General features: G+C 45.1%; 26 protein-coding genes and 1 pseudogene. 12 read left to right on the forward strand and 15 right to left on the reverse strand.

Features of this window, described 5'->3' with window-relative positions; genetic code table 11:
* The first annotated feature begins 115 nt into the window (after positions 1-115).
* From QUA03_RS14815 to QUA03_RS14830, 4 genes and pseudogenes are all read left to right on the forward strand, one after another.
* The gene (locus QUA03_RS14815; RefSeq protein WP_333213051.1) at positions 116-1261 is read left to right on the forward strand and encodes a clostripain-related cysteine peptidase; all 1146 of its coding nucleotides are present in this window, start codon (positions 116-118) and stop codon (positions 1259-1261) included.
* A 162-nt stretch (positions 1262-1423) separates the two neighbouring features.
* Positions 1424-1789, forward strand: a complete 366-nt coding sequence (locus tag QUA03_RS14820; RefSeq protein ID WP_333213052.1) for a hypothetical protein — start codon at positions 1424-1426, stop codon at positions 1787-1789.
* 117 nt (positions 1790-1906) lie between these two features.
* Positions 1907-2155 (forward strand): annotated as a pseudogene (locus tag QUA03_RS14825) (Rpn family recombination-promoting nuclease/putative transposase); the annotation flags it as partial.
* Positions 2156-2217: 62 nt separating this feature from the next.
* On the forward strand, positions 2218-2373 hold the full coding sequence (locus QUA03_RS14830; RefSeq protein ID WP_333213054.1) for a DUF4351 domain-containing protein: 156 nt from the start codon (positions 2218-2220) through the stop codon (positions 2371-2373).
* A 68-nt stretch (positions 2374-2441) separates the two neighbouring features.
* On the opposite strand, the gene QUA03_RS14835 is transcribed toward QUA03_RS14830, so the two are convergent.
* From QUA03_RS14835 to QUA03_RS14870, 8 genes are all read right to left on the reverse strand, one after another.
* On the reverse strand, positions 2442-2945 hold the full coding sequence (locus tag QUA03_RS14835) for a DUF2243 domain-containing protein (RefSeq protein WP_333213055.1): 504 nt from the start codon (positions 2943-2945) through the stop codon (positions 2442-2444).
* Positions 2946-2963: 18 nt separating this feature from the next.
* Positions 2964-3173 carry a hypothetical protein gene (locus tag QUA03_RS14840; RefSeq protein ID WP_333213056.1) on the reverse strand — a complete coding sequence of 70 codons (210 nt, stop codon included), beginning with the start codon at positions 3171-3173 and terminating at the stop codon, positions 2964-2966.
* A gap of 25 nt (positions 3174-3198) precedes the next feature.
* Entirely contained in the window at positions 3199-3681 is a 483-nt protein-coding gene (locus QUA03_RS14845) for a type II toxin-antitoxin system HicB family antitoxin (RefSeq protein WP_333213057.1), read from the reverse strand.
* A gap of 274 nt (positions 3682-3955) precedes the next feature.
* Positions 3956-4162, reverse strand: coding sequence for a YgiT-type zinc finger protein (locus QUA03_RS14850; RefSeq protein ID WP_333213058.1), 207 nt, complete (start codon positions 4160-4162; stop codon positions 3956-3958).
* A 12-nt stretch (positions 4163-4174) separates the two neighbouring features.
* Positions 4175-4399, reverse strand: a complete 225-nt coding sequence (locus QUA03_RS14855) for a hypothetical protein (protein ID WP_333213059.1) — start codon at positions 4397-4399, stop codon at positions 4175-4177.
* A 77-nt stretch (positions 4400-4476) separates the two neighbouring features.
* On the reverse strand, positions 4477-4638 hold the full coding sequence (locus QUA03_RS14860; RefSeq protein ID WP_333213060.1) for a hypothetical protein: 162 nt from the start codon (positions 4636-4638) through the stop codon (positions 4477-4479).
* A gap of 154 nt (positions 4639-4792) precedes the next feature.
* Positions 4793-6259 carry a GUN4 domain-containing protein gene (locus QUA03_RS14865; protein ID WP_333213061.1) on the reverse strand — a complete coding sequence of 489 codons (1467 nt, stop codon included), beginning with the start codon at positions 6257-6259 and terminating at the stop codon, positions 4793-4795.
* Between the two features lies 1 nt (position 6260).
* On the reverse strand, positions 6261-6677 hold the full coding sequence (locus tag QUA03_RS14870) for a Pepco domain-containing protein (RefSeq protein WP_333213062.1): 417 nt from the start codon (positions 6675-6677) through the stop codon (positions 6261-6263).
* 337 nt (positions 6678-7014) lie between these two features.
* On the opposite strand from QUA03_RS14870, the gene ispG reads away from it, so the two are divergent.
* Positions 7015-8235, forward strand: coding sequence for a (E)-4-hydroxy-3-methylbut-2-enyl-diphosphate synthase (gene ispG / locus QUA03_RS14875; RefSeq protein ID WP_333213063.1), 1221 nt, complete (start codon positions 7015-7017; stop codon positions 8233-8235).
* Between the two features lie 282 nt (positions 8236-8517).
* Entirely contained in the window at positions 8518-9873 is a 1356-nt protein-coding gene (gene ctpC, locus QUA03_RS14880; RefSeq protein ID WP_333213064.1) for a carboxyl-terminal processing protease CtpC, read from the forward strand.
* 491 nt (positions 9874-10364) lie between these two features.
* Here ctpC and QUA03_RS14885 read toward each other — a convergent pair whose 3' ends face one another.
* Positions 10365-10571: a DDE transposase family protein gene (locus tag QUA03_RS14885; RefSeq protein WP_333213065.1), complete on the reverse strand. Its 207-nt coding sequence runs from the start codon at positions 10569-10571 to the stop codon at positions 10365-10367.
* A 301-nt stretch (positions 10572-10872) separates the two neighbouring features.
* Here QUA03_RS14885 and QUA03_RS14890 point away from each other — a divergent pair, with 301 nt between their 5' ends.
* Positions 10873-13497 carry a heavy metal translocating P-type ATPase gene (locus QUA03_RS14890; protein ID WP_333213066.1) on the forward strand — a complete coding sequence of 875 codons (2625 nt, stop codon included), beginning with the start codon at positions 10873-10875 and terminating at the stop codon, positions 13495-13497.
* 197 nt (positions 13498-13694) lie between these two features.
* On the opposite strand, the gene QUA03_RS14895 is transcribed toward QUA03_RS14890, so the two are convergent.
* Positions 13695-14042, reverse strand: coding sequence for a hypothetical protein (locus QUA03_RS14895; RefSeq protein WP_190659999.1), 348 nt, complete (start codon positions 14040-14042; stop codon positions 13695-13697).
* A gap of 105 nt (positions 14043-14147) precedes the next feature.
* Here QUA03_RS14895 and tmk point away from each other — a divergent pair, with 105 nt between their 5' ends.
* The 4 genes from tmk to QUA03_RS14915 all read left to right on the forward strand — a co-directional run bounded on the left by tmk (position 14148) and on the right by QUA03_RS14915 (position 17973).
* Positions 14148-14816, forward strand: coding sequence for a dTMP kinase (gene tmk, locus QUA03_RS14900; protein WP_333213067.1), 669 nt, complete (start codon positions 14148-14150; stop codon positions 14814-14816).
* 295 nt (positions 14817-15111) lie between these two features.
* Positions 15112-16074, forward strand: a complete 963-nt coding sequence (locus QUA03_RS14905; protein ID WP_333213068.1) for a DNA polymerase III subunit delta' — start codon at positions 15112-15114, stop codon at positions 16072-16074.
* Between the two features lie 27 nt (positions 16075-16101).
* Positions 16102-16587: a peptide-methionine (S)-S-oxide reductase MsrA gene (gene msrA / locus QUA03_RS14910; protein WP_445304760.1), complete on the forward strand. Its 486-nt coding sequence runs from the start codon at positions 16102-16104 to the stop codon at positions 16585-16587.
* A 549-nt stretch (positions 16588-17136) separates the two neighbouring features.
* A complete protein-coding gene (locus QUA03_RS14915; protein ID WP_333213069.1) occupies positions 17137-17973 on the forward strand; it encodes a metallophosphoesterase in 837 nt (278 codons plus the stop codon).
* Positions 17974-18222: 249 nt separating this feature from the next.
* Here QUA03_RS14915 and rppA read toward each other — a convergent pair whose 3' ends face one another.
* The 3 genes from rppA to QUA03_RS14930 form a co-directional block, all read right to left on the reverse strand.
* Positions 18223-18909 (reverse strand): two-component system response regulator RppA, encoded by a 687-nt coding sequence (rppA, locus tag QUA03_RS14920; protein ID WP_333213070.1) that lies wholly within the window; start codon positions 18907-18909, stop codon positions 18223-18225.
* A gap of 58 nt (positions 18910-18967) precedes the next feature.
* Positions 18968-19612 (reverse strand): glutathione S-transferase family protein, encoded by a 645-nt coding sequence (locus QUA03_RS14925; protein ID WP_333213071.1) that lies wholly within the window; start codon positions 19610-19612, stop codon positions 18968-18970.
* Between the two features lie 501 nt (positions 19613-20113).
* Complete coding sequence (locus QUA03_RS14930) at positions 20114-20371, reverse strand: hypothetical protein (RefSeq protein ID WP_333213072.1); 258 nt, start codon at positions 20369-20371, stop codon at positions 20114-20116.
* Between the two features lie 198 nt (positions 20372-20569).
* On the opposite strand from QUA03_RS14930, the gene hisG reads away from it, so the two are divergent.
* Positions 20570-21214 (forward strand): ATP phosphoribosyltransferase, encoded by a 645-nt coding sequence (hisG, locus tag QUA03_RS14935; protein ID WP_333076539.1) that lies wholly within the window; start codon positions 20570-20572, stop codon positions 21212-21214.
* Between the two features lie 272 nt (positions 21215-21486).
* Here the strand turns inward: hisG and QUA03_RS14940 are convergent, their stop codons facing one another.
* Entirely contained in the window at positions 21487-22944 is a 1458-nt protein-coding gene (locus QUA03_RS14940; protein ID WP_333213073.1) for a response regulator, read from the reverse strand.
* A gap of 226 nt (positions 22945-23170) precedes the next feature.
* On the reverse strand, positions 23171-25384 hold the full coding sequence (locus QUA03_RS14945) for an ATP-binding protein (protein WP_333213074.1): 2214 nt from the start codon (positions 25382-25384) through the stop codon (positions 23171-23173).
* Between the last annotated feature and the right edge of the window lie 183 nt (positions 25385-25567).

Genomic DNA, 25567 nt, shown 5'->3' on the forward strand with positions numbered 1-25567 from the left:
AGCTGAATATCCTCAATCAGGAGCCGAACAAGTGAAAAGGAGAGAAGCACTAAAATTGGTAACAGTAAGCATGAGTTCTTTAATAGGGACAATATATTACTCGGGAGACCAATATATGCTTGGAAGTACGGTCAAAAATCATTATGACTGGATATTACTATACTGGATGCCCTATGACAATAATCTCTCAAGATTCGGGCAACCAATTATTCAAATGCTAAGTAAAGGTGTAAAAAATGACAAGGTTTTGGTAGTAGTACAATCAGACTTTAGTGGAGCAGCACAAGTTTCTAGAACCATCATTAGCCAAGGTAAAGTTGATACCCAATACTTAGAAACAGCAGATAGTAGTAGCCCAGAAGTCTTGAGTGAGTATCTGACTTGGGCACAATCTCAATTTCAAGCCAAACGCTGGGCTATTGTGTTTTTAGGTCATAGTGGAACGCTTATGGAAATCAGCCCCGACGAACATCCCACCTCCCCTTTAATTTCAGAAATTAGATGGATGAATCTTCAAAAAATAAATCAAGTTATCTTTAATTTTAACCAATCTGTAAAGGGAAATTTAGAATTATTATTTTTCCAAAATTGTAATAAAGGAAATATTGAAGTACACCATACCTTCCAAAATACTGCTAAGTATACGCTTTCATCTCAGCTAGAACTTGGAGCGCCCAATTACTATTATGAGAAATTGTTAAGTGATTTGAGCGATTATCCAGACATTGATGGTTCTCAGCTAGCTAAAAAGATTATGGATTATGAACAGCCTAATATGTACCATAGTTTGACATTAACTAACAATCATTATTTTCGTTATTTGCAGGAAAAAGTTAATGTTGTGATTGATTCTATTTTGCAAGCAGATATTGCACCTGTGAAAGTTTTTATCTCCTCAATTTTAGGGTCGGGAGTCAATTTTCCCAATAACAATACTGTAGTAGTTTATCGTAACTTTGGAGAAACCTTTGTTGATTTCGGAAAGTTTTTACAAAAACTTACCCAATTATCAGGTGCAAGTCCGTCAGCTTGTAACGATTTACTGTTATTTTTAAATAATTTTCTCATTCAGAGAGTGCAACAGAATGGTGAATTACTTGACTTAAGAATTAGACATAAGTATAAAAACTTATCAGGATTAGGTTTATTCTTACCTAGAAATCGGCAGAAACTGGAAAAGTATTTGTATTTATCGGTTTATTCAGACTTAAAGCTTGTAGAGCTTTTTGAGGCAGTTGTATTCGAGACAAAAAAGAACTAAAGATATTGGGGATATTTTACTTTCCCGACTTCACAGAAGCAGTCTGGGAGGTAAAAGAACAGCCAGCATTCGCTCCCAATTCCCACTTCCCAATGCTATAATAGTAACAGCAGCAAATTGGTGCTGCAAACCCCGCACACAAGGTTATAGGAGTTAAGTCAAATGGCAAACAAACTCCAAGTCAATACACAGCCGATCGGCTACAGCGACTTTTACTGGAACCGCTTTAGTCCGAGAGTTGCGACTATCAGCAGTGTCCGCAACGCCAATCACTGGGACGGCGGATTTATCACCTATATTGCATTTCCCACAAAAGTAGAAGCTACAGCAGCAATGAAATATTTGCTCTTGAATCAAAAAGCTGCTGATGTCGATATGCGGAAAGCCAAGCGAATGAAAGCAAAAGGCATTCGGTGGGAACTCAAAATTCGGGGTTTAGCTTTTAATGAAGTGCTGAAGCTTGCGACGATGGATATAACTGGAAAGCTAGTTATGTCGCCTGCAGCTACTACTCAAGCCACAGGCTGATAATTGAAAAACTTCGTAGTTGCGCTAAGGGTGGTAAAGCGCAACTACCACCTAAAAATCTCTCACATATTGCATTTTCCTTCTTCCTTCTTCCTTCTTCCCCCTTCCTTCTCTAATATGCGTTTCATCAGCCCCAAAACAGACTTTGCATTCAAAAAAATATTCGCTTCTTCCGAACATCCAGAAATTCTCATCAGCTTCCTAAATGCAATGCTGTATAACGGAGAACCAACCATCCAAGAATTAGAAATAATTGACCCTTATTCAGCAGGAAGCGTTACAGGATTGAAAGACACTTACCTGGATGTCAAAGCCAAGATTACCGGCAACAAAACGGTGATTGTGGAAATGCAGGTACTAAACGTCGCCGCCAAGGAATCGAACAAGGCATCGAAAGGGGTAAAATTGAGGGGGAAATAGGATTAATTATGCGTCAGATAGTCCGGCGGGTGGGTGAGGTTACACTGGAAGTTCAAACTCGCATCGAGGGGTTATCTGCGGAAAAGTTAGATGATTTGGGAGAGGCTTTGTTGGATTTTAGGAGTCAAGAGGATTTGATGGCGTGGTTGGAGTCGGCGGGATGAACTGATGAGTTAAAAAGAGAGTCAGGGGTTTTTGCGGATTTGGTATAATTCCCAATCTCTGGATTCATTTAAACTTTAGTATCTGCGGGAACTTCCCTCTGTACCAGCATCCAACCTAACACCGCTAAACTAACTCCAAGAGCGAGAAATCCTAAATCCCAAGCTAACTCGTTGATACCGGGTTTGACGTGGTGGATTCCCAAAATTTGATGGTCAACAATGCCTTCAACAAAGTCAAAAAATCCAGCACCAATTAATATTGAACCAAAAAAAGTTTGAGTTGACAAAGGAACATCTTTGCGCTTAACCGCACGCCACAAACAGAAGATTCCCGCCACTGTTACCAACCAATCCGCAGCGTGAAACAATCCATCTCCGAGGGTATTTAATTCTAAACCGGCAACGGTAGTATCGGTTTTAACGCTGCTAAACATATGGTGCCACTGGAGGAGTTGGTGCAGCACAATGCCGTCAAAAAAGCCTGCTTGACCGATACCGAGGAGAATTCCTGCGATAATTAGAGGTCGGCGGTTGTTAACAGCGGTGGCTGGTGAGTTTGTGCGATCGTCCAATAGAAAACCTCCGATGTTTTAAATGCTGAGCCTGGGTCTGTGAAGGGATTTGCCAGTACATTTTTCAGTTTTGCTGCCCAGGGCGGGACATCGCATCATCCGCGAGATAGATTTGTCGAGTGAAGTGCGATCCTCTTCGAGGGCTTCGCTAACGCGCGTTGATTTTTGATGGATGATTGGAAAGTGCGATCGAATCTTGCCTGCAATAACTTCTAAAACACCATCCACATACTAATTGATAGTTTTCATTACATTAAACTTCAACATATTTGCATAAAGTCCTGGCTTCAGGAATAGAGGAACCAGATTGACGCAACTCTTCTAAATGAAAAACTATGGCTGCTTTAATTTGCTGTTCGACTTCCTCGATAGTTGTACCTGTTGCTACGCATCCGGGTAAATCTGGAACATAAGCAGAATAATTGCTTTCTGATTTCTGGATGGCAATTGCATAACGTATAATTCTGCTTTGACTATCTGCTTTTGGGTTTGCCCACACCATAGACCCTTCTGGCGTCAATTCCCATCTGTCGCGAGGCGAATTAGTTTCTACATATCGTTGAACCAAGCCATCAGCAGCGAGTTTTTTTAAGACCACCATCATGTCAGGTTCTCGCGGTACATCTCGACGGGAAAGTGCATTTGCCAATTCGTACCAACTCCACTTTCCTTGACCTTTAGCTACTAATTCCAGCAGCACTAATTCAAGCTGGGTTAATTGAGTTAGGTTTTTCATTCTTTTTATCGTATAACTGTAAGGATTCAGGTCTAAAAACTTGCGGCTCCAACGCTTGTCGGGTAAGGGTTTTAGGGCAAAATAAGGGTTTTTGTCTTTCGTGGTTAATTGTCAATAAACGACGACGAGTGACAGTTTTTCGTGGTTTATTGAGAAGAGAGATTGATTTAGTATCAAGCTCCATATCTAAAGTCTTTGCCCAGCAAGGAGTTCAGTGACCTGAATCCTTACGTATAACTTATCCAACTCGAAAAAACTGCCCCATCGCTTGAAATTATTGAGTCTCTTCTCGCTGTAACTGCTGTCTAATTTTTGCCAATTTCCTAACTGTTTCCACAGAGTACAACCGTTCTCCACAGCTTAGGCAAACTTCAGCGGATACTTTTAAGATAGCAGTATGGTTGCCGCCCCGTAAAAGTTTCTTGACTTCTTTGATAACTATTTCACCGCCGCAATTAGGGCATTTTTCTACAGAGTTCATTCGGAATTTATGCTATGCAAATACTGCTGCTACGGCTTTCGGCAATGCGATGGGTACGAAATATGCGACTGGATACAAATAATCTTCACCGGATTCGTCAATAACTCGGATAAATTGATGGTCAGCAGCGCGATTATCCGGTATTATTTGGTAGATTTTTCGCACTTCTAAGGATGCTTGATAGTCTTGATTGTTAATGCAAACTACAAATTGTGTTTCTAAGTTATGGGGATTCATGACTCCTCCTATAAAATATATTTGATTTTGATTTCTTTTTTTCCAATGCCGTGTGCTTCGTACCAATGTAGCTCAGCTTAGCAGGCTATACCATCAGTAAGGATAATTGTTACAATTCCTTTGAGTTTTCTCCAACGTCCATTACCATAATTTTTCTGCAAACGTTCCACTTCCCGAATTGATTTACCTACTGCTTTTGTTTCAATATTAGTAATGTTTCCGATAATTTGAAAGTTCATTCGACATCAAACATTATGTTAACAATTAGTATCACTGGTAGCCTTTTAGCCCAGTCCGGTGAGGGCCAGCTATCGGAAACGTAGAAGTGGCGCGGTTTCGTGGTTAAAGCCTCTGTTATAAATCTTCACAAAACTCTGTAACCCTTAGATGTTGTTACACTCTACAAGTCTCGACGCGAGAGAAGAGAGCACCCACACCCCAACCCCCCCAACCCCACCCACACCCCCCCCCCACAGGGAGGTGGCCAATTTGTGCTTTGGTGTTAAATTTTAGATCTTTGTAGTACAACCTATCGTTATTCACACGCCAACCCACCCGATCGCCAAAAGCTTCCCAAATTTCCCGATCGTATTCTCTGCTTCCCCCCAGACTTTCATAGATGCGTTTCTGCACCGAAAAGCCGAAACGTCCGTTACTGTATTTTACCCAAAGTTGGTCAATAGTTCGTAAGTCTTCACAGGGGAATCGATCGATATCTTCAATGCTGAGCCACCTCTCCTCTGTTCTGCCTGCTGCTTCCAGCATCTTATTCGTCGTTTCCTCATCTGCCTTTTGCCATTTTCCAGTTGCCAGTAAATCGCGCAACTTAGTGTAGTCTACTCCGCGTTCTGACTTGAGGGGAACATCCGGCTCAATAGCAGTAAAACTATGAGGTGCAGGTTGAGGGGATTTTTCGGTTTTAGCACCATTTTCCGAACTCGGTTGATATGATATAGCTGTTGGGTGTGTCTGTGAAACAGCAATTCTTTTTATTGCTTTAATCGCATCCATATCACCAGGAAATGCAACTAATACCCGAATCCACAACTGTTCTGCCAAATCTAGATTCTTGTTGATTTCAGCCTGGGAAGCATCATACTTGAGCGTCAGCATATCAGCTAAAGTGGCGTATTTCGGCAAAAGAATTAGGTGAGATTTTTCAATAGGTTCAGCAATAGTTAGAGGTGTTTGCTTGGGTTTCCCACATTGGCGGTTGAGTTCGGGTACTCGATGGATTAAATATTGATTCAATCGTTCAACAGTCGCACATTTACCTTGAGTACCCAATCCTTCTAGTAACGCACGAGTAAAACTACCTTGTTGTAAATCTTCAATTTCATAAGATATCTGATTTGGACTACAGGAAGCAATGCTGATGACTCCCATTTGCCGCGCTTGTTCAGCGGTTTGACGGCCAATCCCCTCAACTGACTTTCCCTCATCGCGGCAAGCATCCAAAATCAAAATAATATTATCAGCCCCGCAGCGTCGCAAGCGTTGGATAATATAATTAACTGAAATATTACTATTTGCAATATCTTCGGGAAAACCGTCACTCGGCATCAAATAATCCCACCCATTTTGACGAACTCCGTGACCGCTGAAGAAAAACCAAAAGTTATCTCCCGCACTCATAAAAGGCCGTTCAAACATAAGGTGTAACAACCGCATCACGTTCGATCTAGTAGGCAGCAACTGTTTGTCCGATGAGTCTTCCGAGAAATGGTAAACTTTCTCAAATCCCGCCTCATTGCAGAGAAAATCCCGCATTAATTCTGCATCCCGCTTAGCATATTTCAGCGGACGTTGCAGGTGCTCGTATTCATTAATACCTATGACAACAGCCCAATTTTTCGCCATTTCACTTTGATTGTTCCCGTTTAAACTTGAGCTTTATCGCTCCTTTTCCTCCCGCTGCGGCCCCGTTACCGATGATGCTAATTTGTCCCTGACCGTTAATTTCCACCGATAGCTCAATTTCCTCTAACTCCATCTTAGACTTGCGATCGCGCTTCTCTTCACTGCGGATTAGGAGTCGATCGACAACTGCCAGCAAATGAGCCATTTCTTGCTCTAATGTCTCTACACTGACATTATGAATTCTAAATTCACCCGTGGCATCGGGAAGTTTTGGCGGTTTAGAAGACTTTGACGGTGATTCCATATCCAAGAAAGGTGCTCCCCCCATTCCCAGACTTTTGCCACCATCAGCAGTAACGACTTGAGGCGACTCGCCCGGAATATCGCTGGTCACAATCCTAATCGTTTCATCTGGCATAAGTGTTTAAGACTCCAAACTATCGAGATATTTTTGCTAAATGCGATCGCCCACAATAATTTTATATTCTACCTGAAATTTATCAACTGTTAAACAAGCCCCCGGATTCATCTGTGGAATGGGCATCTTGCACGCCCGAAATGTTAAATTTTAATACTAAAAAATCGATCGCCCGCTCGCCCAAAACTACATAATGTGACTTACAAGTTCGATCGTACTTCTATCAAAAATCCTAAATCCCAAAACCTCATTGCCCAAACAGACCCTTTCTATGGCAACCTAAAAAACAGCAGACACATTTTTATAGACCTTAGTAACAAAACTCTAGCAACCAGTTATGCAAACTCTGCCGAACCCCACTAAAACCCTCACCACCGAACCAACCTTCGACACCACCATCAAACGCCGCAAAACCCGGCCCGTCAAAGTCGGTAGCGTCACGATCGGCGGTGGCAACCCCGTCGTCGTACAATCGATGATTAACGAAGACACCCTCGACATCGACGGTTCAGTCGCCGGAATTCGGCGCTTGCACGAGATTGGCTGCGAAATCGTCCGCGTCACCGTGCCCAGCATGGCCCACGCCAAAGCTTTAGCCGAAATCAAGCAAAAACTGCACGCCACCTACCAACCCGTGCCCCTCGTCGCCGATGTCCACCACAACGGTATGAAAATTGCTCTCGAAGTGGCTAAACACGTAGACAAAGTGAGAATCAATCCGGGACTTTACGTGTTCGAGAAGCCGAAAGCCGACAGAACCGAATACACCGACGCCGAATTCGCGGAAATTGGCGAAAAAATCCGCGAAACCCTGGAACCTCTAGTGATTTCCCTGCGCGACCAAGGCAAAGCTTTGCGAATCGGCGTTAATCACGGTTCCCTCGCCGAACGGATGCTTTTTACCTACGGCGACACGCCCGAAGGCATGGTGGAATCCGCCCTGGAATTCATCAAAATTTGCGAATCCCTCGACTTCCGAAATATTGTAATTTCCCTGAAAGCCTCCCGCGCGCCCGTGATGGTGGCTGCTTACCGCTTGATGGCGCACCGGATGGACGAACTCGGCATGGATTACCCGCTGCATCTGGGCGTCACGGAAGCAGGAGACGGCGAATACGGCCGCATCAAATCCACCGCAGGCCTGGCACCGCTGCTGACTGACGGCATCGGCGACACCATCCGCGTCTCGCTGACAGAGGCCCCAGAAAAGGAGATTCCCGTTTGCTATAGCATTCTGCAAGCCTTGGGACTGCGGAAAACGATGGTTGAGTATGTCGCTTGTCCTTCCTGCGGTCGCACTTTGTTTAATTTAGAGGAAGTGTTACACCAAGTGAGAGAGGCGACCAAGCATCTCACCGGTTTGGATATAGCAGTAATGGGCTGTATTGTCAATGGGCCCGGAGAAATGGCTGATGCTGATTACGGCTACGTCGGGAAGCAACCGGGTTATATTTCGCTGTACCGGGGCCGGGAAGAAATTAAGAAAGTCCCGGAGTCGCAAGGTGTGGAAGAATTGATTAATTTGATCAAATCGGACGATCGCTGGGTCGATCCTTAATTGCTGTCGATCGTCCCTAGGGAGTGTTTTAAACCCGGAGATCCCCCCTAGCCCCCCTTAGTAAGGGGGGGACAAGAGCGCTCAAAGTCCCCCTTCTTAAGGGGGATTTAGGGGGATCGAGACTTTGATACAAACGAAAGAGATAGAGGGTTTCAGTCTTAAGTTGACACCGCAGAACTCGGCAAAATGGAATAATATATGTACGCCAAAGGCGAGCAGGCCTTGCCTGTGTTAGATTGAGCGTAATTATTGTGAACTCTTTTCCTCCCGCGCGTCACACAAATGGTTATAACAAAACGAGGGCTTGTTCTAAGTGCAGCAGCGGTGGTACTCACTGCCGTAACTCTTGCGAACACTGGTTGCAGTTCTAAATCTCTGGCTTCTTTTAGGGGAAGCCCTAAAGAGTTAGTTGATGAAGTTTGGCAAATTATTGACAAAAGTTATGTAGATGGCACTTTTAACCAGGTTGACTGGAAAGCGGTGCGGAATGATTATTTGAACCGGACTTATACCAGCGACGACGAAGCTTACAAAGCAATTCGGGAAATGCTGAAGAAGCTGGATGATCCTTATACGCGGTTTATGGACCCTCAAGAGTTCAGAAATATGCAGGTTGAAACTTCTGGGGAACTCACAGGAGTTGGGATTCAGTTGACTCAAGATGAGGAAACTAAGAAGTTGGTGGTGATTTCGCCGATCGAAGATACCCCTGCTTTTAGTGCTGGTATTCTGGCAAAAGATATCATTACTAAGATTGACGGCAAGAGCACAGAAGGCATGGATACGAATCAAGCAGTAAGTTTGATTCGCGGTCAGGTGAATACTGAGGTGACGCTGACGATTTTGCGGGGAAGCAAAGAATTAGAATTTAAGCTGAAACGCGCTAAAATTGAAATTCATCCTGTGCGGAAGTCGGTGCAGAAAACTCCCATCGGAGAAGTCGGCTATATTCGCTTAAATCAGTTCAGTGCGAATGCTGCATCGGAAATGCGATCGGCAATTAAGGATTTGGAACAGAAAAAAGTGACGGGCTATATTTTAGACTTGCGTTCCAATCCCGGCGGGTTGCTGTACGGAAGTATTGAAATTGCTCGGATGTGGCTCAAAGAAGGTACGATCGTCTCGACGGTCGATCGAGTCGGTGAGGCCGATAAACAAACGGCAAATAAGGCAGAACTCACAGACAAACCGTTAGTTGTACTCGTAGACGGCGGTTCAGCAAGTGCTAGCGAGATTCTATCCGGTGCTTTGCAAGACAACAAACGCGCGGTTTTGGTGGGAACAAAGACGTTTGGTAAAGGTTTAGTTCAGTCAGTACGCGGCGTGGGAAATGGTGCCGGTTTAGCGGTGACAATTGCCAAGTATTTTACTCCCAACGGCACTGATATCAACCACGCCGGGATTGAACCGGATTTTAAGGTAGAACTCACCGACGCTCAAAAACAGGAATTGAGGCGCGATCGCGATAAAATCGCTACGACGGCCGATCCGCAGTACGCAAAAGCTATGGAAGTTTTGACACAGCAAGTTACTGGTAAAACTGGGAACAATAAGGCGGAGGCCAAACCGAATGCTGCGCCAGCTAAACCAAATGCAGCGCAAGCAAAACCGAGTGCAGCACCTTCTAAATCTAAATAGAAAACTTGTGTAGGTGTCAGTTCAAAAAAAGCATTCGGCGAAGATTTACGGCCCAAAGCCCAGATTTTCAACTCGAATGCTTCGGTATTTTTTGCAATCCGTCATTGCGAGTCAGATCAAACCCAGTCAACACCCAACAATCTCGGACGGTGCAACCGAAATTAATCTAATTCATCTGCGTTAATCTGTGTTTGTCTGCCCTCATCTGCGGTGAAAAAAAGAGAATGTATTAACCGCCCCGGACAAGGGATTGACGCTGATTTACGCAGATGAATAGAAGAGAGATAGGAATAATTTTGATGCTAAAATATTTGATATCACGTTAGCTTTCGCGACGGGGAGGAAAGTAATATTAATATCAACTCCGCTAGCATCGGAATTGTAAAATCGAATCAACAGTCAATACTCAACTATCATTCAGTTTTTCAACCCCTCCTTCAACAGTCAACAGTCAACAATAATTCCGGTGCAACCAGAATTGATATAATTCCTCATTGCGGCTGGCATTTGCCGGCGCGAATTAATCCGATGCGGCGGGCGATAGCATCTTCGGGCGAATCGTAAGGGCCCCACTTTTCAATAATAGTGGGGTTTTGTTCTTCGAGTTGCGCGATCCTCTGCGAGGGTTCCGCCAACGGCAAAATTTCGCAATTACCGGCAGGACGTTTGATAATATAAAATTTGGGTGTGGCTGTCATAGCTAAATTGGTCAAATAAAATTTGGATACTAACTAGGCAATTGGGTCATTATACCAAATAGGGAAACGGCACTGCCGTGTCCAAACCGTGTCTTAGCATTAAACTCGCATTCCGACAGTAGTTGAAACCCCTGCCGGACTAAGGATTTAACAGCGGGGAACTAATAAGAATTAAAAAAAACTAACACTTTTGGAAGATGCCACAATATTTATCTATGATAAAAATATAGACATTTGTCTAAACAGTGCATTAAATCCTTTCAGAACTACCCAAATATTCTAATCAATACCAAAAAAAAACATGCAATTTTTGCCCAAAACTATTACCGAAATTCAAGCAGAAATCCTACCAGTTAAAGACTCACCGCCAGAACTTGTTACTTTCGATGTCGGCGGGATGAAATGTGCCGGCTGTGCGAAAGCTGTGGAACGTCAACTCATGCAGTATTCAGGCGTAATTTCAGCTTGCGTTAACTTGGCCGTAGAAGTCGCGACGGTTGAGTGTCAACCGGGGACTGTCGATGCAGAGGCTTTAGCGAAAAAGTTGACTGATAATGGATTTCCCTCTCAGTCTCGTTTAGGTGAAAATCACCGGGAAGCAGAAGCGACAACAATTGAACGACGGCGACAAGAAATTCGACAGCAAATCAAGCAATTGACGATCGCCCTTATCCTAATTATTCTATCCGGTTTAGGTCACGTACTCGGCACAAAAGCCCCAATTCTCAGCAATATTTGGTTTCACTGGGGACTCGCTACCCTAGCTTTGCTGCTACCGGGCCGCCCGATTATCGTTGACGGGTGCCGCAGTTTGTGGCGAAATGCACCCAACATGAATACTTTGGTAGCTTTAGGCGCTGTCACAGCTTACACCGCTAGCAACGCGGCGCTGCTGTTTCCACGGATGGGATGGGAGTGCTTTTTTGACGAACCGGTGATGCTGCTGGGCTTTATTTTGTTGGGCAAAACTCTCGAACAGCAAGCCAGACGCCGCGCTGCCTCTGCTTTGCAAGCTTTAATGGCATTGCAACCGGCAAAAGCCCGCTTAGTTGATTTTAAACTTTCGAGTTTGGATTTGCGATCGCAAGAATTGCCTTTAAACTCGACATCTGCGGTCTACGATCCACAATACATTGAAATTCCAGCCGATCGCGTCCGAGTCGGAGAATGGCTGCAAGTTCTGCCAGGGGAAAAAATACCGGTAGACGGTGAAGTCTGCGAAGGCAAAACAACAATAGATGAGTCGATGCTGAGTGGCGAATCGATGCCTGTTTTGAAGCAACCAGGAGATACAGTTGCCGCCGGAACTATCAATAAATCCGGCGCAGTTGTGATGCGGGCAACTCGCACCGGTAAGGAAACCACTGTAGCTCAAATGGTGGCTTTGGTGCAGGCAGCCCAAACTCGCAAAGCGCCGATTCAAAATTTAGCTGATACTGTGGCGGGATATTTTGTTTATGGGGTAATGGGGATATCGGTTTTAACTTTCCTATTTTGGTATTTTGCCGGCACCCATATTTGGCCTTCTGTGCTTTTAGGACACGATATGGGGCATGGGGCATCGGGCATCGGGCATGGGGCAATGGGCATCGGGAATGGGGCATTGGGCATGGGAAATCACTTATCAGTTACCGATTATCAATTGCCAATTATCCATTATCAATCGCCTTTGCTCTTAAGTTTGAAATTGGCGATCGCAGTTTTAGTCATTGCTTGTCCTTGCGCGTTGGGACTGGCTACCCCAACTGCAATTTTAGTCGGTTCTGGCATCGGGGCGGAGCGCGGACTTTTAATTCGCGGTGGTGATGTTTTAGAACGGGTGCATCAATTAGATACTGTAGTTTTTGACAAGACTGGCACTCTGACAACCGGAAATCTCACACTCACAGATTATTTGCCGATTTTCCAGAATTCGGAGTGGGATTTCAACTCAGATATTAATGTTGGAAACAAACAAGAGGTTTGTCCCACAATTGATGGGGTTTCTGGAAACAAACAAGAGGTTTGTTCCACAATTGATGGGGTTTCTGGAAACAAACAAGAGGTTTGTTCCACAATTGACTCAAAACTACTGCAAATTGCGGCGGCGGTGGAAAGGGGCGCTTGTCATCCCATCGCTGCAGCGATTTTGCTGGAAGCTCAACAGCAAGGTTTGCCGCTGCTAGCTGCTGAAGATTTCTGCACGGAACCGGGCTTGGGGGTTTCGGCTTTGGTGGAGGGCCGGCGGGTGTTCGCGGGAAATGCTGAGTGGATGAAAGAGCAGGGGGTCGCTGTGGCGACGGAATTGTCGGAGTCTTTGCAAGGCAAAACGGCGGTTTACGTGGCTTCTGGCGGCGTTTTGCTGGGGGTAATCGGGCTAAAAGATACTCTGAGACCGGATGCTAAGGCGGCGGTGGAACGTTTGCGGGGCATGGGATTGCGGGTGATGATGCTGACGGGGGATACGGCGTCTGCGGCGGCGGTGACGGCGCAGCAGCTAGGTTTGGCGGCGGCTGATGTTTTGGCCGAGGTGCGGCCGGAGGGGAAGGCGAGGGCGATCGCGACTTTGCAAGCCCAAGGCTGTAAAGTGGCTGTGGTGGGGGATGGCATCAATGACGCCCCGGCTTTGGCTCAAGCGGATGTCGGTATCGGTTTGCACTGCGGTACGGATGTCGCAGTTGAGACTGCTCAAATTGTGTTGATGCGAAATGCTTTGATGGATGTTGTTGAGTCGATCGAACTGGGGCGCGCTACTTTTAATAAGATTCGCCAAAATTTATTTTGGGCTTTTGGTTACAATACTCTGGGAATTCCGGTTGCAGCGGGTCTTTTGCTGCCTGCAACCGGAATTCTACTCAGTCCTGCGGCGGCGGGAGCATTTATGGCGTTTAGTTCTGTTAGCGTTGTGACAAATTCTTTGTTTTTGCGTCGGGGATTTCGAGCTTAAATTTAGGGATGACAGATAAATGTCGGAGGTCATCGGTCATTAGTTAGAAATTAATGACTGATGACCTCATACCAAGAGGGAAACAAACCCCTCACACCAGGAGTCGAGAGCCAAGAAGTTTCCACGTTAGTTAGAACCCCCTGATTCATCTGTAGAGTCAAGCGAAAATCTCACACCTCAAATTGACTGACTGATGGCTACAGTGCCATACTTTCCAAAAGTCGCCAGTTATTGTTGTTCATAATTGAACGACTCACTAGCTCGAACATTTGACGGCAGTGGTTGTTGGTTTGCAGGGGCAGTTCCTCGTTTTTAATCACGAAGTTCATGCGAACCTCTGAGTCGCTAGCCGTGTTTTTCTCAATTAGGACTTCTGCGGTGACAAGTTTGGCAATCGAAACTTGACCGGGAAGTTCGCGAGCCATGACGGAATCTCCTGTATTGTAGATAATATCAAGATTGCATGACTCTAAAATTTCAATCAGGGATTGACGGAGACGGTCGATCGGAACGGCAACGATAAAAAAACCAGTATAGCGAGCCATAGACAACTCCAGCCGTGAGGCATTTAGACTTTATTATCATACCGAACCTAGAACAGATGAACAGAACAATATGGATTTATTTTATTCAGGTGGAAAGTTAGGGCAATGAAGGGCAAACTTATCGTGTTTGAGGGGGTTGAAGGTGCGGGTAAAACTACGCAAATGCAGCGCTTGATACAGTTTCTGCAAGCAAGTTGCTGTCTGAGAGTCCGGTTGGTGGCTACTCGCGAACCGGGGGGTACTGAGTTGGGAAGGGGACTGCGACATTTGCTGCTGAAACAAGATGGGGGCGAATCTGTATCCGATCGAGCAGAATTACTCATGTATGCTGCCGATCGCGCTCAACACGTCGAAACTTTTCTCAAACCCGAGTTATTGAAAGGAACGATTGTTTTATGTGATCGTTTTACTGATTCTACGATCGCTTATCAGGGCTACGGCCGCGGTCTTAAGTTAAATTTAATTAAGCAGTTGAATGACATTGCCACCGGCGGCTTGGAAAGCGATCTGACTTTGTGGCTGGATATTAATGTGGAAGCGGGTTTGGCTAGGGTAAGGGCCAGGGGAGGGTGCGATCGGATCGAGCAAGCTGATTTGAAGTTTCACCGCCTTGTGCAGCAAGGTTTTGCGGAGTTAGCCGAGGCAAATAAATCTCGAATTGTTCGCATAAATGCCGATCGGCCTGAATATGAAGTCGCTCAGGAAATTCAAGCTATTGTAACTCGCCGGTTAGAAGCTTGGGGATATTTAAATAATACCAATTCTGAAAAGTAAGCTTACATAGATAGCCAGAAACCGGGTTTTTTACGAAATATTTGCTAAAAATCCTCAAGTTCGAGGAAAAACCCGGTTTCTTCGTTGTAACTAACTCACCATAGGGTAGCGGGGCAAAATTCTTGAATAGGTAGTCATTACATTCAGCGCCCCTTACGCACCCTACAATAACTTCCTTCTGTCAACTGAATACTGTCAACTGTCAACCCTTCGACTGCGCTCTTCGGGCAAGCTGTCAACTGTCAACTGTCAACTGTCAACTGTCAACTGTCAACTGTCAACTGTCAACTGTCACATGAATTATTTCACATCATTAATCGGACAAGAGCGACCAGTAGAATTGCTAACACAAGCAGTCGAGCGAAACCGAATTGCTCCTGGTTATTTATTTGTCGGCTCTAACGGCATCGGCAAAAGTTTAGCTGCTCAATGTTTCATCGAGCTTTTATTCTCAGCCAATCTTCCCGAAACCAAACTCGTAGCCTCGGTACAAAATCGCGTGCAGCAGCGAAATCATCCAGACTTACTTTGGGTAGAACCCACTTACATGAACCAAGGCAAACGGCTTACACCAAAGGAAGCAGAGGAAGCCGGTTTAAAACGGAAAGCACCACCACAAATTCGTTTAGAACAAGTTCGAGAAATCGGTGATTTTCTCAGCCGACCGCCGCTAGAAGCTGCGCGTTCTGTCGTAGTTTTGGAACAAGCAGAAACAATGGGCGAGGGAGCCGCTAACGGCTTGTTGAAGACATTGGAAGAACCGGGAAAAGCAGCCCTAATCTTAATTGCTCCGACAGTAGAAGCTTTGCTGCCAACTTTGATTTCCCGTTGTCAAAAAATCCAGTTTTCTAGGCTGAATCCCGAAGCAATGGCACAAGTTTTGCAGCAAGCCGGATTCGCGCAGATTTTGGATCATTCCGAGGTACTGGGGATGGCTCAGGGTAGTCCTGGGGAGGCAATTTCAATTTGGCAGCAACTGCAATCAATACCCGATGATTTGCTGCAAAAGGTGAAGCAGTTGCCTCAAAATCTGCGGTCTGCTTTGGAATTGGCAAAGGAAATTGATAAAACTTTAGATACTGAATCTCAGTTGTGGTTAATCGATTATTTACAGCACTGTTACTGGCAACAATTTTTGGCAGGGGGAATTAGTCGATCGCCCTTAGAACCATTGGAGAAAGCACGGCAATATTTGCTAAACTACGTACAGCCGCGATTAGTTTGGGAATGCACACTTATGGGAATATGTCAAGTATAATTTATTACCAAGTTTGAGCGCAATACGATGAGTAACACGATGGAAAAAGCCACATTTGCCGCCGGTTGTTTTTGGGGAGTTGAACACAAGTTTCGCGCCGTTGCGGGTGTCGTCTCAACGGCTGCGGGCTATACAGGAGGTCACTGGCCCAATCCTTGCTACCTCGATGTTTGCGCCAGAGTGACTGGTCACGCTGAATCTGTGCTGATAGAGTACGATCGATCGCAGGTGAGTTACGAAACACTGCTAGATGTATTCTGGAACTGTCACGATCCAACCCAAATCAATCGCCAAGGCCCCGACAGAGGCGAACAGTACAGGTCTGTAATTTTTTATCACAATTCCGAACAAGAAAAAGCCGCTCGCATCTCCAAAAACAAATTGCAAAGTTCCGGTAAATACGACAAAGATATTGCCACAGAAATCAAACCTGCTAGTGAATTTTATATGGCAGAGGATTACCACCAGCAATATATTGAGAAGAAGCGGCTTTCGTCAGAAGTTATTAGTTAACAATTAGGCAGACGCGACAAAAAAATAAAATATCCTAGGGGCGGGTAAGGCAATAACATATACTAGCCACAGTTTATTATTAATGCAAAACTCGGCTTCCCCCACGCCATGTTTATTTCCACCTACTCAGTAATAAATCATTAATAATGAGATAGTGTTTGGTAGGATCAATCCCCCTGTGGTAAGCCGATGCGATGGGGATCGGCACCAATCTCAGCTTTGACAATTGCTAAAAGAATATAGAGGCGGGGAATGCCAGTATGAAGAGAATTGATCGGTTTTAAACAGCTTGTTACGGAAGTCATTATTTTATAATAAAAATGCTGTATTAGTTGGGCGCGTAATACCGAAACAATTTTGCAAGAAAGCCTAACTAAAAATTGGGCATTTCTGTTTGAATTCTCTTGAGGAAATTCCAATTTTTGCGTCCCGGACTGTAGTCATTAGTCAGAGGATATAAGGAAAAGGGAAGAATGTCTAGTTTTGCAGTCTTGCCTGTTTATTTGCTAAGCTAGAGGTGGCGCTCTGTAACCAATAAACCTTAGATTTATGCACAGGTTATTAACTGGAAAACTGCGAGTAGAGTATTTAACAATACCCATCGCCAATCTTCCAGCAAATCTATCCGGTACTAAAATTGTACAGCTTACAGACTTTCACTATGACGGGGTGCGACTGTCGGAATGGTTGCTAGAAGAGGCGATTGCAGCAGCCAATGAAGCCGAACCAGACCTGATTTTTTTAACTGGTGACTTTATTAGCTATGACCCCGCACCTATTTACGGCTTAGTGCAGCGATTGAAAAACTTGCAAAGTCGGGTGGGAATTTACGCGGTTTTGGGCAATCATGACCACTATTGGCCGGAGGCAAAAAGAGAGGTTACTAAGGCTTTAAATAGCGTCGAAATTCGGGTTTTGTACAACGAAGCAATCTATCCTTTGGGGTCAGAATTGGCTTTAGTTGGTTTGGCAGATTTTTGGTCGGGCGATTTTGCGCCTAAACCTGTAATGACATCCATAAATCCCGCGATTCCTCGGATTGTCTTGTCTCACAATCCTGACACTGCTGAAAAGCTGCAAAATTGGCGGATTGATTTGCAGTTTTCTGGCCACACTCACGGTGGTCAAATTGTTATTCCTGGTATCGGCCCTTTGTACGCTTGGGTCAGAAAAATTGGCTATTTTATTCCTAAACGAATCCGAAAGTTCATTCCTTTTCTGTCGGCTTGGGATCGAGTAGTTACTCACTGGGAATGGGCTAGCGGTTTGCATCGGGTTGGGAGTAATTTGCTGTACGTGAATCGCGGTTTGGGGACTTATGCGCCGGGAAGGCTATTTTGTCCGCCGGAGGTGACAGTAATTACTTTGGTTTGTCAAGATACGTAAGGGCGGATTTAGGGTGCATACTTCCCCGATAATAGATAATATAGCAGAAGGAAGAGGGAAGTTCGGCAACGGATTCTGTAACGGATTTAACGGATGTCATGGATGTCAGTCCGATGGAAGAGGGAAGTTCGGCAACGGATTCTGTAACGGATGTAACGGATTTAACGGATGTCAGGAAGAACGAAGAAGGAAGAAAGAAGAAGGAAGAGGGAAGAAGTAAAAATGATTTTTGTACAATTTATATTATTTTTAATTTGCTTCTCCAAAGCGATAGCCTCTGCCGTAGACTGTGTGAATTAGGACAGATTCGCCAGGGGTTTCTATTTTTCGGCGCAGCAGGCGAATTTGAGCGGCTAATACATTGCTGCTGGGTTTTTCTGTTTCACTCCACAAATATTGGTGGATTTGTTCGTGTGTTAGCAATTGACCGGGATGACGCATTAAGTATTCTAATAACTGACATTCTTTTTCTGATAAATCAATTGTACGATCGCCCCGATAAGCTAATTGATTGTCGTAGTCTAGCTGTAAATCTGCAACTTGCAGCCGCCCGACAGCAACCTCGGCATCAAAAGTAGGAGGCCGCCGCAGTAATGCGCGGACTCTGGCTAGCAGTTCTCGCAGTTCAAAAGGTTTGACTAAATAGTCGTCTGCACCGGCGTCGAGTCCTTGTACGCGATCGTCTACGGTATCTTTGGCGGTGAGAAAGAGCACTGGTGTATTCCGTCCTTGCGATCGCAACTTCTGGCAAATTGCCAGTCCGGTTTGTCTCGGCAGCATCCAATCCAAAATTAGCAAATCGTAATTGCCCTGCATCGCTAAATTGCTGCCACTTGCTCCGTCAAATGCCACATCAACTGTATAACCTTCGCGCGTTAAGACTCGACTCAAAGGGTCAGTTAACTCAACTTCATCATCAACTAAAAGAATCCGCATCCTGATTTTAAATTTGAGATTTGAGATTTTAGGTTAAGTAAACTGATTTTTGCTAAATTTAAATGTGTGGAATACTTTCCGTTTCGCTGCAAGCTGCTGCTACCCATTCCTGGATGGCAGGCAAGGCCAAAATCGCATCCACATAAGCTTTTGCTGATGAATCTAGTTTGACTCCGTAGGTGACAAAACGCATGACAACGGGGGCAAACATAGCGTCAACAATTGTGAATTTTCCGAACAGCATATTGCCGCCTGTCCCGAATTTTTGGCGGCATTCGCGCCAAATGGAAAAGATGCGATCGATCTCTGCTTTGACACCGGCAGTCATCCCTTCTCCCGGATAGCGGTTGCGGCAGTCCATCGGCATATTGTCGCGCAAATTTTGGAAACCCGCGTGCATTTCGGCGCAGATGGAACGGGCGATCGCCCGTTGGGCTACATCTGTCGGCCACAAATCATTTGCAAAGCGTTCTGCAACGTATTCGCAAATTGCTAAAGATTCCCACACTTTCAGATCGCCGTCGATTAAAACTGGCACTTTTCCCGAAGGAGAATAGCGCCGAATTTCTTCATGCGTTGTCGGCCAGTCTAAGGGGATTCTCACCTCGGCAAATTCCAGTCCAGCTTGTTTCATCGCCAGCCAAGCGCGCAGCGACCAAGAGGAATAATTTTTGTTGCCGATTACCAGAGTCAATTTGGTCATAATGTAGCTGTTAGCTATTTCCGATCGCCTGTGCAATTTTAAGTTTTAGAGTCGAATATACAAAAGCGTGACACACAATGGCGATCAGGCGATCGGCTCGTTGTCTGCACCAGTCTCTGCAAGCATTTTACCAAAAAATTGGGTCTAAAGCCCCGTCCTTATAGGACGACTTTTTATTCTTGGTCGTGATAATATTGTAATGTGGCTAGGGTATTCAACCACATTAAAAACCCAGTCGCCTGAAGGCAACGCACCTTGAAAACTGAAGTTATGGGGTTCCGCGCAGAAAAGCTTGCGCGGGTAAAAACTTCGAGCAACAAGTACCAGAGAAACCAGTATTTTGGGTTTTGAATTGTACCGTGGGGCACACGAGAACAAGACTCTGCAATGAGTCGAAAGCTTGAGGACAGAACCATCTCTGGTAAGTACAGGAAGCTGTACTTATTAAGTGGACTGAATGATACAAGAATCTCTGCCCTTCTAGGGCGGAGAGTTGTCAAATTAACAGCCTCCCAGCGTTCCGCGTTTTTCTGCAAACTGCGATCGGGGGGCGCGATCGAACACGCTGGATTGCACATGAGATAAGAAGCCTCTGTCCCTGGGAACCCTGGTCTGCTTAGTGTTAGGTACAGCAACTGTATAGTCCATTTCCTCCTTCTCTACACCACCGCCTGAGAGGATTTCATCTACTGTAATCTTTTTCAGGGAATCCTGGTCTACACTGTGAAAATTTTCATCCAATTCTTGATTGTTTTCCATACCGAGCGCCCTTGAAACAAGTGACTCACTAAAAAATTACTAAATATAATATATCCTCAAACAAAGGATCGAGCAATACCAGAAATTTATTTTTTGCTATTAACTCTATGTGTTATTCTGAGTTTGGTAAAAGCTGTTTCTGCTTAGACCGCGATCGCCCCCTTCCCAACTTGAGAAAATTACACTCTAAAAATTGACATGATTACTGTTGCACTTCCCAAAGGCGGATTGTTAGGAGATAGCATTCGGCTGTTTAAATCGGTTGGATTAGACTTCAGTGCTTTTCTCGATTCATCTAACCGACAACTTCAAATATATGACCCGACAGGCACTGCCAAAGCTTTGCTAGTAAGGACCCACGACGTGCCGGTTTATGTGGAATACGGTCAAGCGGATTTGGGAATTGCTGGCTATGATGTTTTGCGGGAAAAAAAGCCAAAAGTTGCTAATTTAATTGATTTAAAGTTTGGCAAATGTCGGCTGTCGGTGGCGGTGAAGGAATCTAGTTCTTATCGAAGAACTGTGGATTTGCCTCCTCACGGTAGAGTTGCTTCTAAGTTCGTACACTGTGCAAGAGAATATTTTCACAATTTGAATTTGCCGGTGGAAATTGTGCCGCTTTACGGTTCTGTGGAGTTAGGGCCGATTACAGGAATGTCGGAGGCAATTGTGGATTTGGTTTCGACTGGCAAAACTTTGCGAGAAAATGGTTTGGTGGAAATTGATGTTTTGTTTGAAAGTTCAGCTTATTTAATCGGTCATCCTCTGAGTTACCGTTTGAATGCGGGAGGTGTGAATGAGTTGATCGGGAAATTGAGAGAGCAAGTTTTGACGACTGTGTGATGCGAACTCCAATTACTGTAGACTTATTGCATAAATCCTTCATTGATAGGGAAACCATAGACGCAACGCAGGATAGTAGGGGACTTTTGCAATAAGTCTAAACTATTGTAGGGTGGGCTTGTAGCTGGGAGCATCTCATATTTGTAAAAACACTTCTTCTGGCTCCTTCTTTCTTCCTTGTTCCTCTTTCCTCCTGACTCCTAACTCCAATTTCTAGCTTAGCTGCTTTCATTGAGATGCTCCCCTTGTAGCCCGCCCTAAAAGTTAAATCTTTATGAAGTGCTATTTGCAGGTAGTAAACCTAGTTTTTCCTGGCAGCGATTTATATAAAAACGGACGACTGTATCAGCAGGGTTTTGTTCTATTAGTTGCTGAAAATATCCCAAGGCTGCGACAAATCGTTCAGATTGCCATCCTTGAATTCCTTTGTCAAATAAACCCTGGGTAAGCTGCTTTGCCTCCGAGTCGGGACAGGAGGCTGCCCAGATTTCGTAGATTTCAATAGCTTGCTGCTTGCCACGCGGGGTTACTCGATCGATCCAGCGATAATAATAATTGTTGCTGGGCAAATGGCTGTCAGCAGCAGTCGCCCCAGAAGTAGAAATAATACTCTCCTGTGTTTCTAATTCTAAGTCGCATTTTAATAATAGACCTTCTTTTGAGTGGGAGTTGGAACTTATGCCATTTAGAAATTCTCTTGCACGAACAATGGCATTTTCGCTAACAATAATTTGGCAGCCGTATATTTTAGTTAAATTTTCTAACCGAGAAGCTGTATTTACGACATCACCGATGACTGTAGAGTCCATGCGACGATCGGAACCTAAAGTGCCGATCATGCCGATACCTGTGTTAATTCCCGTACCAATATTGACGGGAGATTCTAAATTGTATTTGTGGCGAGTGGCATTAAATTCTTGCAAAGTTTCTTGCATTGCTACTGCGGCTTCGATCGCATCCATAGCGTGAGAATTAGGCTTGTCAAATACTGCCATGATTGCATCGCCTAGGTATTTGTCAATAAACCCGCCGTGAGACGTGATGCACTCGTTCATTTTAGTAAAAAAAGCGTTCAACCATTCAAAAGTCTCGCGAGCTTGTTGAGATTCGGCGATCGTAGTAAACCCGCGAATGTCGCAAAATAAAACAGTCAGCTCTTCTTCTGTGACATTGCCCAACTGAATAGATTCTATTCCTTGTGGCGCAATTCGTTCGAGAAGTTGCTCTGGCACAAATAGCTGAAATTTTTCTGAAAGATATTCGTTGGCTTCCCAAGCTGCGGCGATTTGGCGTTTGCTTTGCTCTTTTACCTGCTGGTTGAATTGGGAAGATACAGCTTGCGATCGCATTTGACTCAACTGCAAAATATTTTCAACTTTTGCCAGCAACAAACGACTGTTAAAAGGTTTTGTCAAATAATCATCGGCCATCATTTCTAACCCTTTGATGCGAGACATATCGTCATCAAGGGCAGTTAAAAAAATCACCGGTACAGTTTGCAATGCCGTATCCTTACGCAGGCTTTCGCACACATCAAAACCGTTCATCTCCGGCATCATAATATCTAATAAAATTAAATCGGGTCGAGAGGCGCGGGCAATGGAGAGGGCTTCAGCGCCAGATAGCGCTGATACTGTAGCGTATCCTTTCATGAGCAATAACTCTTCCAGTAAAATCAGATTAGCTGGCTCGTCATCAACCAACATGATGCAGGGCGACTTGTTTGACATGGAATATGATATAATACATTGAATTTAGCTCGGAAGTTGCGCGTGGGGAAGCTCGAAAACGGGTTAATTGATATATTTCTCCTTACTAAACTCAATATTTTTCCTAGGAACAGGCTTTCTGAGGCAAGTGCGGGCAAGTCATATAGATATTTATCTACTATTGAGTTTAACCTTTGTTGTTATCAATTTTCATAAATGGCAGTGCTGGAACTGCAAATAATTATTGTTAACCGAGAAAAGAACGGACAGTAGCGATCGTCAAATTCAAATCCAGTGGCTTACTCAAATAAGCAGAAGCGCCAGCTTCCAAACATCGCTCACTGTCACCGGGCATCGCCATCGCCGTCACCGCAATCATCGGTACCGAATCCCAGACAGGATCTGCTTTAACTCGGCGCATCAACTCAAAGCCGTCAACATCCGGCAACTGAATGTCCATCAAAATTAAATCCGGCAGCAACTCCGCGGCTACTGAGGCGGCGAGAATACGATCGGCCATCGCCTTCCCATCCGCAAGTATCTCTACCCCGTACCCCTCCAATTCCATCACCTCAGAAATTAACATTTGGTTAAAAGGCTGGTCTTCGACAACCAAAATCCGCTTCCTGGCAATTGGTAAAGCGATCGCAGAAGCAGGAACTAACTTGGTATCCAAAGCACAAGAAGCAAAGTTTCCCAACTGTTGACGCATCTCCGTCAAAGGCAGCCAAACGCGGAAAAGACTTCCCCGATCGCAAACAGATTGAAAAGAAACAGTTCCCCCGTGCAATTCTGCCAATCGCTTAGTCAAAGCCAAACCCAAACCTGTACCTTCGTGGCGCCGAGTCAGGGAAGAATCCACCTGTTGAAAAGGTCGAAATAGCAAGTGCCAGCGGTCTTGAGGAATGCCGATACCGGAGTCTTTTACCTCTAAACAAAAATAAGGAGTGCTGGCATTTACAGGAGAACAATCCGGCCGGTAGTCGCCGTCTATTTCGCTGCCGTAGGCCAGACGCCCGCTGAGTTTAACTTGTCCCTGTTCGGGGGTAAATTTGATGGCATTGGAAAGTAAATTAATCACAATTTGTCGCACTCGCCGTTCGTCCAGCCAAACTTTAGTAATGCGGTAGTCGAGTTCTAAAGACAACCCGATCCGCTTTTTGTCTGCCCGAGGCTGAATCATTTTCAGACAGTCTGTCGCGAGTTCGTGAACGCGAACCGGCTGTAAACTTAGCTCTACTTTCCCCGCTTCAATTTTAGAAAGATCGAGAATATCGTTGATTAGCTGCAACAAGTGCTGGCCGCTTTTTTCGATCAGTTCTACATAGTTGATTTGTCGATCGCTCAACTGTCCGGCCGTTTGTCGCAGCAGCAAGTCAGAAAAGCCGAGAATGCTGTTGAGAGGCGTCCGCAATTCGTGGGACATTGAGGCTAAAAACTCGGATTTCAACTGAGAAGAATACTCTAATTCTTCGTTAACTTGGCGCAGGTTCTCTTGTGTCTGAGCCCGCTCGATCGCCGCCCCCAGAGTCCGGCAAGCAGCCTCCAGCACTTCTTGGTGGACGGCGGCTTGCAGTTTTTTGATGTTGCGGGACTCCAGCGTCAGCACTCCGATGATCGTGCCGTTGGTGGCTGCGATCGGAAAAATACCCAGTTGTCCAATTCCCGGATGCCGAAATTCCGGCACGGCATTGGGGTGTTGGGCATAATCCTCGACAAACAAAGGTTTACCAGTTTTCACCACTTCCCACAGCAAACCGATGCCGTAGGGAATGCCTTGGTCGAGCAATTCTTGCATTCCTGCGACTACGGGTTCCCCGTAAGTAGCCAAAAATTGACTAGAAACTTGGTTGCAAATCCCCGACGCTTGGCGGTCGTTTCCCTTGCCGTTAATTACCTTGACATCTCCGAAAGCTGCATTCATTGCCTCTACTAAATAGGTGAGGGCAAACTGACCTATTTCTTGCAAACTGTCAGACTTTTGCAGGCGTTCGGTTAAACCTAAAAGAAAGCTCAGACGCCTGACTTCTGCGTTCAAGCTAGCTTGGGAGTTTCGGTATACCGTAACGTCTCTAAAGGTAAACAGCCGTCCGCCGCTGTTGGTAATCGTGGCGCACACCTCCAAACAAACCGCATTGGCTTGCTCGAAATAAAATGATAAACTTTCATGCTGAGATTTTTCAAGTGCTTGCTGAAACTCTTGCCACTGCTGAAGGGACAAGTAACCCCGATCGACAATTTCCGCAAACAGCAAGTGGCACTTCGGTTTTGTTTCCAGCCATTCTGGGGACAGTTGCCAGATTCCGGCCAATTTTTTGTTAAACAAAACTAAGCAGTCAGACGAGTCGAACAGAGCGATCGCATTGTCTACTTGGTTGAGAATCAGTTCTTGGTCTGCCCTCAACTGGTGCAAGTCTCTCTCCATTTTCTCTGTGTGGGTAGCTCTTAGTTTCGTTGTCATAACTTTCTAGGGATATGGCAAGAGTTATTTTATAACCCCTTACTTAATCTGACATAATTTTATGTTTTTGGGCAGTGAGGGGGATCGATCGGCTTTGTGATCTGAGACACTTGTGGTTTCCGAGGGCGATCGTAACCACCTTTGAACTGCGTCGGCTACATTGCTTAATCATGAGGAAATTAG

The organism is Microcoleus sp. S36b_A4, from assembly GCF_036700645.1.
GTDB lineage: Bacteria > Cyanobacteriota > Cyanobacteriia > Cyanobacteriales > Microcoleaceae > Microcoleus.

Excerpts from the sequence above, each read along its gene's own strand:
- QUA03_RS14815 (WP_333213051.1), top strand. The coding sequence starts at position 116 with ATGCTTGGAAGTACGGTCAAAAATCATTATGACTGGATATTACTATAC.
- QUA03_RS14820 (WP_333213052.1), top strand. The coding sequence starts at position 1,424 with ATGGCAAACAAACTCCAAGTCAATACACAGCCGATCGGCTACAGCGAC.
- QUA03_RS14830 (WP_333213054.1), top strand. The coding sequence starts at position 2,218 with ATGCGTCAGATAGTCCGGCGGGTGGGTGAGGTTACACTGGAAGTTCAA.
- QUA03_RS14845 (WP_333213057.1), bottom strand. The coding sequence starts at position 3,681 with ATGAAAAACCTAACTCAATTAACCCAGCTTGAATTAGTGCTGCTGGAA.
- QUA03_RS14850 (WP_333213058.1), bottom strand. The coding sequence starts at position 4,162 with ATGAACTCTGTAGAAAAATGCCCTAATTGCGGCGGTGAAATAGTTATC.
- QUA03_RS14855 (WP_333213059.1), bottom strand. The coding sequence starts at position 4,399 with ATGAATCCCCATAACTTAGAAACACAATTTGTAGTTTGCATTAACAAT.
- QUA03_RS14860 (WP_333213060.1), bottom strand. The coding sequence starts at position 4,638 with ATGAACTTTCAAATTATCGGAAACATTACTAATATTGAAACAAAAGCA.
- QUA03_RS14865 (WP_333213061.1), bottom strand. The coding sequence starts at position 6,259 with ATGGCGAAAAATTGGGCTGTTGTCATAGGTATTAATGAATACGAGCAC.
- QUA03_RS14870 (WP_333213062.1), bottom strand. The coding sequence starts at position 6,677 with ATGCCAGATGAAACGATTAGGATTGTGACCAGCGATATTCCGGGCGAG.
- ispG (WP_333213063.1), top strand. The coding sequence starts at position 7,015 with ATGCAAACTCTGCCGAACCCCACTAAAACCCTCACCACCGAACCAACC.
- ctpC (WP_333213064.1), top strand. The coding sequence starts at position 8,518 with ATGGTTATAACAAAACGAGGGCTTGTTCTAAGTGCAGCAGCGGTGGTA.
- QUA03_RS14885 (WP_333213065.1), bottom strand. The coding sequence starts at position 10,571 with ATGACAGCCACACCCAAATTTTATATTATCAAACGTCCTGCCGGTAAT.
- QUA03_RS14890 (WP_333213066.1), top strand. The coding sequence starts at position 10,873 with ATGCAATTTTTGCCCAAAACTATTACCGAAATTCAAGCAGAAATCCTA.
- QUA03_RS14895 (WP_190659999.1), bottom strand. The coding sequence starts at position 14,042 with ATGGCTCGCTATACTGGTTTTTTTATCGTTGCCGTTCCGATCGACCGT.
- tmk (WP_333213067.1), top strand. The coding sequence starts at position 14,148 with ATGAAGGGCAAACTTATCGTGTTTGAGGGGGTTGAAGGTGCGGGTAAA.
- QUA03_RS14905 (WP_333213068.1), top strand. The coding sequence starts at position 15,112 with ATGAATTATTTCACATCATTAATCGGACAAGAGCGACCAGTAGAATTG.
- msrA (WP_445304760.1), top strand. The coding sequence starts at position 16,102 with ATGAGTAACACGATGGAAAAAGCCACATTTGCCGCCGGTTGTTTTTGG.
- QUA03_RS14915 (WP_333213069.1), top strand. The coding sequence starts at position 17,137 with ATGCACAGGTTATTAACTGGAAAACTGCGAGTAGAGTATTTAACAATA.
- rppA (WP_333213070.1), bottom strand. The coding sequence starts at position 18,909 with ATGCGGATTCTTTTAGTTGATGATGAAGTTGAGTTAACTGACCCTTTG.
- QUA03_RS14925 (WP_333213071.1), bottom strand. The coding sequence starts at position 19,612 with ATGACCAAATTGACTCTGGTAATCGGCAACAAAAATTATTCCTCTTGG.
- QUA03_RS14930 (WP_333213072.1), bottom strand. The coding sequence starts at position 20,371 with ATGGAAAACAATCAAGAATTGGATGAAAATTTTCACAGTGTAGACCAG.
- hisG (WP_333076539.1), top strand. The coding sequence starts at position 20,570 with ATGATTACTGTTGCACTTCCCAAAGGCGGATTGTTAGGAGATAGCATT.
- QUA03_RS14940 (WP_333213073.1), bottom strand. The coding sequence starts at position 22,944 with ATGTCAAACAAGTCGCCCTGCATCATGTTGGTTGATGACGAGCCAGCT.
- QUA03_RS14945 (WP_333213074.1), bottom strand. The coding sequence starts at position 25,384 with ATGACAACGAAACTAAGAGCTACCCACACAGAGAAAATGGAGAGAGAC.